The organism is Coprobacillus cateniformis (assembly GCF_009767585.1).
Lineage (GTDB): Bacteria > Bacillota_I > Bacilli_A > Erysipelotrichales > Coprobacillaceae > Coprobacillus > Coprobacillus cateniformis.
Genome location: NZ_WSNW01000018.1, coordinates 1 through 1,731 on the forward strand (window position 1 = coordinate 1; position 1,731 = coordinate 1,731).

The 1,731-nt window shown below is 33.3% G+C and carries 1 protein-coding gene; it reads right to left on the bottom strand.

Annotation, left to right across the window (positions count from 1 at the left end; translation table 11 throughout):
- Positions 1–119: 119 nt before the first annotated feature.
- A complete protein-coding gene (locus GQF29_RS18155; RefSeq protein WP_008790900.1) occupies positions 120–1,391 on the bottom strand; it encodes an IS110 family RNA-guided transposase in 1,272 nt (423 codons plus the stop codon).
- Between the last annotated feature and the right edge of the window lie 340 nt (positions 1,392–1,731).

Here is a 1,731-nt window from a genome sequence, read left to right on the forward strand (position 1 = left end):
AAAGTCATTCGGTAAAATGTCAAGAAAATAAATAAAATCTTTTTTAGATAAATCAAAAACCATCATCTAAAAAAGAGTACACTAAAAAGAAGTATGAAAAAATTTATGAAATTGACAAATTACTCAATGACTGTGTCATGAGACACAGAAACGTATAATTTACTGTCACGTAGCAAGACATAAATTAAACGAACTAGTTTTCTTGATGTAAGGACGAGTGCTCTACGATGCTTGTGTGTAGAGGCTTCGTTATACTTCTTACGATAAAAAGAAGTCGTATAATCAAAGCCATGCATCACTGACATCTGTGTGGATTGAGTTATGTAATATTTTAAATATTTATTACATGAATTCGCTGAATGTTTTTCATCAGCAATAAAATTGCCCGAGTCATTCTTCTTCCAATGGAAACCGGCATATTTAGCCAATGAAGCATCACTTTTGAAATAGGAAATATCACCAATTTCAGAAAGTATACCTGCTGCAAAGACAGGTCCGATACCTGTTATAGACATCAGAGATTGATATCCGTTAGGATAAAGACCTTTCATTTCCTTCTCAATGGCCTTATCAACCATCTTGATTTGAGATTCAATGCATTGAATCAGGTTGATAGAAGCAGTAATTGAGATAGTTATAGGGTCATATGCAGTTTTATCAAGTCTATAGGAAGAACGAATCGCTTTATCAAAAAGAGAAGCAATTTTACCATAATCATCACATCTGTTTTGAGAAGCAGATTTGAAATATTCAATGATTTCATCCAAAGGTTTTTCAGCCAAATCAAAAGGGGAAGCATAATCAGTTAAAAATTTCGTGTTGGAAGCAGAAAAATTATCACTGAAAGGCAAATCCTTATGAGGAAGGGTCATAAGACCAGAAACCTTTAAATAGATATTGTTGAGAACGTAATTCTTTTCTCTAATAAGCTGCTCAGCTAAATGATAACGTTCACGAGTGAGACGTTTAAGAGCGATATGTTGAGCAGCTTTAAAGGGACGAAGCTTTTTACAGCGACCAACACGAGCAAAATCTGCAATCAAAAAAGCATCACCCAGATCAGTTTTTTCCATTTCAATATAAGACTTCTTATAATTGGCAATGGATTTGGCATTAACAGAATATATGATGACAGAAGTGCCGACAATCGAAAGCTGAGATGAAAGATAAGCACAAATATGATAGTCATATATAGAAGTTGATTCAGTAACGATGATGATGGAATCGAACTTTTCTTTATCAACAAAAGCCAAGACAGATGTAATGAGAAGATCACATCCATCAGGGTTATTTGGAAAAGAGAGATTAAAGAAAACATCCTGATTAAAGTTAACAGCACAGACTTGATTATTTTTGGTTGAAACATCAATACCTACAAAGAGAGTGTTCATGGGATCACCACCTTTCAAAAAAGATAAAACTAGAAACAAAATATTGGAAAGACCTCCGTTCTTTAGACATGATGCGACCTCGCCATAAGAATAGAACAATACAGATCAAAGGCTACGTATCACAAAAGTATTGAACAAACAACATTCGGTAAGCAGAGACATTCTAAAGTTGAGAAACAGACTTTCTATAGAAGATATCATGAAGATACTTCAAGGAGAATTAGAATAAATTCCAATAATAGAGTGACTAGTAACTCTATTATAACTTAGGAAAATCCAATATTGAAATAAACTTGTAAAGATGACTAGTCATCTTTACAAAATATATTATACGAGGAGA